We start from the raw sequence: 5,681 nt of genomic DNA on the forward strand, positions 1-5,681 counted from the left end.
GCACCTATACCTTCCGTCAGCTCTATGAAGAAGTGAACGTGGTGGCGTCAATGCTGCAATCGCTCGGCGTGCAGCGCGGCGATCGGGTTCTGGTATACATGCCGATGATCGCCGAGGCGCATATCACGCTGCTGGCCTGCGCGCGGATTGGCGCGATCCACTCGGTAGTGTTCGGCGGTTTTGCTTCGCACAGCGTGGCGGCGCGCATCGATGACGCGAAGCCGGTGCTGATTGTCTCCGCCGATGCGGGGGCGCGCGGCGGTAAAGTGTTGCCCTATAAAAAGCTGCTCGATGATGCGATCGAGCAGGCGCAACATCAGCCGAAACAGGTGTTACTGGTGGATCGCGGGCTGGCGAAAATGGCGCGTGTGGCCGGTCGCGATCTCGACTTTGCGACGTTGCGCCAGCAGCATCTCGGCGCCACGGTGCCGGTGACGTGGCTGGAATCCAATGAAACGTCCTGCATTCTTTATACCTCCGGCACCACCGGAAAACCCAAAGGCGTGCAGCGCGATGTCGGCGGCTATGCCGTGGCGCTGGCGACCTCAATGGCGACCATTTTTGGCGGCAAAGCGGGGGGCGTGTTCTTCTGCGCGTCGGATATCGGTTGGGTTGTCGGGCATTCCTATATTGTCTACGCGCCGCTCCTGGCAGGGATGGCAACCATTGTGTATGAAGGACTGCCGACGTATCCGGACTGCGGCGTGTGGTGGAAGATCGTCGAGAAATATCAGGTCAACCGGATGTTCTCGGCACCGACCGCCATTCGCGTGCTGAAAAAATTCCCGACCGCGCAGATCCGCAATCACGATCTCTCCTCGCTGGAGGTGCTCTATCTGGCAGGCGAGCCGCTGGACGAACCGACCGCAAGCTGGGTAACGGAAACACTGGGCGTGCCGGTTGTTGATAATTACTGGCAGACCGAATCCGGCTGGCCGATTATGGCGCTGGCGCGTGGGCTGGATGATCGGCCCTCGCGCCTCGGCAGCCCCGGCGTGCCCATGTATGGCTATAACGTCCAGTTGCTCAATGAGATGACCGGCGAACCCTGCGGCGCCAACGAGAAGGGGATGGTAGTGATCGAAGGACCGCTGCCACCCGGCTGTATTCAGACCATCTGGGGCGACGATGCACGGTTTGTGAATACCTACTGGTCGCTGTTCAATCGTCAGGTATACGCTACGTTTGACTGGGGTATTCGTGACGCCGACGGCTACTACTTCATTCTGGGGCGCACGGATGATGTGATTAACGTCGCCGGGCATCGCCTGGGCACGCGGGAAATCGAGGAGAGTATCTCCAGCTATCCGAACGTGGCGGAAGTGGCGGTGGTCGGGGTGAAAGATGCGCTGAAAGGGCAGGTGGCGGTAGCGTTTGTTATTCCCAAACAGAGCGACAGTCTGGAAGACCGCGATGTGGCGCATTCGGAAGAGAAGGCGATCATGGCGCTGGTGGACAGCCAGATTGGCAACTTTGGTCGTCCTGCCCACGTCTGGTTTGTTTCGCAACTGCCGAAAACCCGATCCGGCAAAATGCTCCGCCGCACGATCCAGGCCATTTGCGAAGGCCGCGATCCGGGCGATCTCACCACGCTTGACGATCCGGCGGCGCTGCAGCAAATCCGCCAGGCAATGGAGGAGTAATCTGATGGCCCGATAGGGCGGCGTAAACGCCTTATCAGGCCTACAATGACTCAACATGTAGGCCAGATAAGCGTCTAGCCATCAGTCACTTAGCTCCAGCTAACACGATAGTGATAACGCCCGGCGCTCAGCTGATATTCCGGCGACACCGAAGGACTCCAGGAGTCGTCGCCGCCGACGCCCATATGGAAACCATCAATATTCAGCCAGGCCCCGGCCTCCGGTTGTAGCAGATGCCGATGGCTGGTCTCCATCAGTTGTTTCTGGCTGAATCGGCTGATGTTGAAAAGAAAATCACCGCGCCAGACGTGCGCACCGTACTTCAGTTCACGCGTACCGCAACGCAGGCCGTTTTCACTGGGGAAAACGTAAGGGGTATACATCTCATCCAGTGATAAATCCCAGCGGTCAAAACAGGCCGAAGACAGGCGATCCGGGTAGTTTTCATGCGGACCAAGCCCCAGCCAGTTCACCCGTTCTGCTTCCTGCGCCAGTTGGCAGGTCAGACCGATACGTGCCGGATGCGGCGTGCCGCTGGCAACATCGACATCAACGGCGATCTGCATTTCGCCGTGGCCGTCGATGCGCCAGGCTTTACGGCTGATAAACAAGGTTTCGCCCTGATACTGCCAGGCGTGAACGGTGGCTACCTGAATCGCGTCGGCAAGGGTATCGGCTTCGCATTGCAGCAACACCGCCTGCGCCTGGTAATGCCCGGCGGCTTTCCAGCGCTCAACCCAGGCATTAGGATCGATCCGTGTCACCTCACTGATACCAATATCGTTATCCAGCGGCGCGCGGGTAAATTGATCGCGCAGTGGCGTCAGTAACTGGGCTTCATCACCAATCCAGTATTGCGTTAACGTGCCCTGCTGGCGGCAGAATTCCCAGCGCTTATGGCCGAGCGTGACGGTAAACGCGGCGTCGCTGACGCTGAGCTGTGGCGCAGTACTGGCGCGCGGTGAGCATACGACGCTCAGTTTTTCCTCCAGCGGCCACTGCTGCCAGGCGCTGATGTGTCCGGCAGGCGACCAGGCGGTTGCCTGCGGTTGTTCCACACGCACCGTCAACCAGAGCTGACCTGCCGCGTCAGGCTGTGCGATGTCCGGCAGGGTGATGCGCTGACGACCCTGCGGCGCGATATCCAGCGTGACCTCCCCGGTGGCAACTGGGTTGCCATCCAGAGCGAGGGTCCAGTGCAGGATCTCGTTGTCGCTATGGCGGAACAGATATTCGCTGGTGACCTCAATCTGACGTTGCGCGCCAGGCAGCCACGTGAACTGGAAAAACTGTTGTGCGTGCTTCGCCTCAAACAACGACGGATGCGGCGTGCGGTCGGCAAACACCAGCCCGTCCATACAGAACTGGCGATCGTTAGGCGTGTCGCCAAAGTCGCCGCCGTACGCGGACCAGGGGTTGCCTTCGTCATCGTATTTAATCAGCGACTGATCGACCCAGTCCCAGACGAAGCCGCCCTGCAGGCGCGGGTACTGGCGGAACGCCTGCCAGTATTTGGCGAATCCGCCGAGGCTGTTACCCATCGCGTGGGCATATTCGCAGAGGATCAGCGGGCGCTGTTCGCCGGGCAGCGACAGCCATTTTTTGATTGACCACTTCGGCACTGCCGGGAACGGCTGATCCTGATCGACGCGCGCATACATCGGGCAAATTATATCCGTTGCCGCCGTGTCCGCGCCGCCACCTTCATACTGCACCGGGCGTGACGGATCGTCTGATTTCAGCCAGCGATACAGCGCGTCATGGTTGACGCCGTGACCCGATTCATTCCCCAGCGACCAGATAATAATGCTCGGATGGTTGCGATCGCGTTGCACCATGCGCGTCACGCGCTGGCTCATGGCGGGCAGCCAGGTCGGGTCGTCGCTCAGGCGATTCATCGGCACCATGCCGTGGGTTTCGATGTTGGCCTCATCCACCACATACAGACCATAGCGATCGCAGAGCGTGTACCATCGCGGATGATTCGGATAGTGGGAGCAGCGCACGGCGTTAAAGTTGTTCTGCTTCATCAGAATGATGTCCTGCACCATCGTCTCTTCGTCCATCACCTGACCGTTTTCAGGATGATGTTCATGACGGTTGGTGCCGCGAATCAGCAGCGGCTGACCGTTCAACAACAGCAGGCCATTTTCAATGCACACCTTCCGGAAGCCGACATCGCAGGCCTCGGCTTCAATCAGTGTGCCATCCGCCGTATGGAGCAGCACAACTGCGCGATAAAGATGCGGTGTTTCGGCGCTCCACAGTGAAGGCTGATCGACATGCAGACGCAGCGTCGTGCGATCGCCATAGGCTCCGCGCTCATCAACGATCTCGCTGCCAAAAGGCGCGGTGATTTCGCCCGTCAGCTCGTCGCCATCCCACAGTTGAACGGTCACGCGCAGAGTGTCACGGCATTCTCCACGCATTCTGACCTCGGCGGCAAAGATTGCCCGGCTGAAATCCTCGTTGAGGTGGGTGGTGATGCGTAAGTCGCTGATTTGCGTGGCGGGTTTGTTTAACAGGGAGACATCGCGGAAAATGCCGCTCATTCGCCACATATCCTGGTCTTCCAGATAGCTGCCGTCGCTCCAGCGTAGCACCATCACCGCCAGACGGTTCTCACCGCTGACCAGAAACTCACTGAGATCAAACTCCGACGGCAGGCGACTATCCTGACCGTAGCCCACCCAAAGCCCGTTGCACCAGAGATGAAAAGCGGAATTTACGCCATCAAAGATAATTCGCGTCTGTCCATCACGCAGTTCAGCTTCGCTGATTGTAAAGGTGAGCGAATAACATCCTGTCGCATTTTCATGCGGCACATACGGCGGATCCACCGGGATCGGATAGGTCACGTTGGTATAAATGGGGGCGTCATAGCCGAGCAACTGCCAGTTTGATGGCACCGCGATCGTATCGGCATCGTCCAGATCGCCCAGACGCCAACGTTCCGGCACCGCTTCCGGCGAGGCGAACCAGATAAATTTCCACGCGCCGTTCAGACTGCGAACGGAGGGGGAGGCGGTATTGTGACGCGCATCAGTCGCGTTGCGCCAACTGGCAAAAGGAGGATGCGCCTCCAGACGGTTTAGCTGCGTGACGCCGGGATTTTCCCAGTCGCGTCGGGCCAGTACGGCGGCGAGTGAATTCGTGCTGAAGGTCATGGAGGCATCCTGTTGCGCAGTTTGTTCGTTCACAGGTTGCTGAAGATACGGTGTGCGGTGAAAGCCTGTAAAGGTGAGAAAGAGGAATGAGTGAGGTCTCTCACTCAGAATCTGCTTGCGTCACACCCTGAAAGGTTTTTCGCCATTCTGCCGGGCTGACGCCGAAGCGGGACTTAAAATGCTGCCGCCAGGTCACCGGAGACAGAAAACCGACCTCTGTGGCGATACGTTCGACGGGCAGTCGGGAGGATTCCAGCAGTTCCTGGCTGCGGCGCAGACGTTCAGCAATCAGCCATTCAGCAACGCTTGAGCCAGTGGCTTTCATAAAATGACGGGTCAGAGTACGGCGACTCATCATCACCTTTTGCGCCAGCGAGTCCAGATCGTGCTGTTCGTGGCTGTGCTGGCGAAGGTACTCCAGCAGGCCGTTAATCCGTTGATCCTGGGTGTTTTTTGCCACCGGTTGGGCAATAAACTGCGCCTGCCCCCCCTCGCGATGCGGTGGCACAATCATCCGGCGCGCAATCTGATTCGCCACCGAACTGCCAAACCGTTGGCGAATGAGATACAGACAACAGTCTAGCGCAGCGGCGGTACCGGCCGAGGTGATGATGCCATCATCGTCGACGTACAGGGCGTTGATATCCAGGCGCGCGGCGGGAAAACGCGTCTGAAAATCGGCTTCAAACTCCCAGTGGGTAGCGGCGCGTCTGCCGTCGAGCAGTCCTGCGTAACCGAGAACAAATGCGCCAAGGCATAACCCGACCACCTGGGCGCCGTTTTGCCGGGCCTGAACCAGCGCATCGAGTAGCGACTGCGGTGGGCGAATCGCGGTCGTCCCCCACCAGGGAACAATCACGATATCAGCCCC

Annotated in this window: 3 protein-coding genes; 1 reads left to right on the forward strand and 2 read right to left on the reverse strand. The window is 59.0% G+C overall.

All coding sequences use genetic code 11. From position 1 onward, the window contains the following. Positions 1-1,643: propionate--CoA ligase (gene prpE / locus AB7E14_RS19645; RefSeq protein ID WP_428169828.1), on the forward strand; the 1,643-nt coding region annotated here is incomplete at its 5' end. An 89-nt stretch (positions 1,644-1,732) separates the two neighbouring features. On the opposite strand, the gene AB7E14_RS19650 is transcribed toward prpE, so the two are convergent. Both AB7E14_RS19650 and AB7E14_RS19655 read right to left on the reverse strand, forming a co-directional pair. Then, positions 1,733-4,810 (reverse strand): beta-galactosidase, encoded by a 3,078-nt coding sequence (locus AB7E14_RS19650; protein ID WP_316961974.1) that lies wholly within the window; start codon positions 4,808-4,810, stop codon positions 1,733-1,735. A gap of 100 nt (positions 4,811-4,910) precedes the next feature. After that, the coding region (locus tag AB7E14_RS19655; RefSeq protein WP_428169829.1) for a GlxA family transcriptional regulator at positions 4,911-5,681 on the reverse strand (771 nt) is incomplete at its 5' end.

Origin of the sequence: Citrobacter sp. (genome assembly GCF_050252275.1) — a bacterium.
Lineage (GTDB): Bacteria > Pseudomonadota > Gammaproteobacteria > Enterobacterales > Enterobacteriaceae > Citrobacter_A > Citrobacter_A amalonaticus.